We start from the raw sequence: 1,328 nt of genomic DNA on the forward strand, positions 1-1,328 counted from the left end.
TGGTTAAGTTTCGATGCGGTAACTCGCACGTTTAGCGGAACGCCAGCCAATGCCGATGTCGGCACTGTATCGATTGATGTGATTGCGAGTGACGGCAACGGCGGTACGGTTACCGATAGTTTCGATATTGTTATCGCCAATACCAACGATGCACCCACCGTTGCCAATGCGATTCCCGATCAAAACGCCACCGAAGATGCTGCGTTTAATTTTCAATTTGCTTCGAATACGTTTAGCGATGTTGATGTCGGCGATACGCTGACTTATAGCGCGCAATTAGCGGGTGGTGGTGCTTTACCCGCGTGGTTAAGTTTCGATGCTGTAACTCGCACATTTAGTGGCACACCTGCGAATGCCGATGTCGGCACTGTATCGATTGATGTGATTGCCAACGATGGCAACGGCAGCACAGTGACCGATACGTTTGTCATTTCCGTTGCCAATATCAATGATGCACCAACGGTCACCAATGCAATTCCAGACAGGGACGCAACTGAAAACTCACCATTTAATTTCCAGTTTGCTGCAAATACCTTTGGTGATGTGGATGTCGGCGATACGCTGACATACAGCGCGCAATTAGCGGGTGGTGGTGCATTACCTGCCTGGTTGAGTTTTGATGCAGTGACTCGCACCTTTAGTGGAACACCTACAAACGGCGATCTTGGTTCAATCTCAATTGACGTGATTGCCAACGATGGTAATGGCGGTATTGTTACAGACACATTTGATTTGACTGTTTATGCGGGCATCAATAATTTACCAACGGTTGCTAACGCTATTCCCGATCAGAATGTGATTGAAGATTCTGTTTTCAATTTCCAATTTGCGTCTAATACTTTTGCAGATGTGGATGTTGGCGATACCTTGACCTATAGCGCGCAATCGGCCGGAGGAGGCTTATTACCGGCATGGCTCAGTTTTGATGCTGCGACTCGCACATTTAGCGGAATTCCGTTGAATAACGATGTTGGAACTTTTTCACTAGAAGTGACTGCCGATGATGGTCGTGGAGGTACTGTCACAGATACTTTCGTCATTACCGTTTCCAATACCAACGATGCGCCCACCGTTGCCAATGCAATTCCCGATCAAAACGCTATCGAAGATACTGCATTTAATTTTCAATTTGCTTTGAATACGTTTAACGATGTTGATGTTGGCGATACGCTCACTTACAGCGCGCAATTAGCCGGTGGCGGTGCATTACCGGCGTGGTTAAGTTTTGATGCGGTGACGCGTACCTTTAGTGGCACACCTGCGAATGCCGATGTGGGTTCAATTTCAATTGATGTGATTGCCGATGACGGCAACGGTGGTACCGTCAC

1 protein-coding gene is annotated in these 1,328 nt (G+C 47.6%); it reads left to right on the forward strand.

Features of this window, described 5'->3' with window-relative positions:
* Positions 1-1,328: putative Ig domain-containing protein (locus tag AWU77_RS02125; RefSeq protein ID WP_193747473.1), on the forward strand; the 1,328-nt coding region annotated here is incomplete at both ends.

This window comes from Cellvibrio sp. OA-2007, from assembly GCF_000953825.1.
Lineage (GTDB): Bacteria > Pseudomonadota > Gammaproteobacteria > Pseudomonadales > Cellvibrionaceae > Cellvibrio.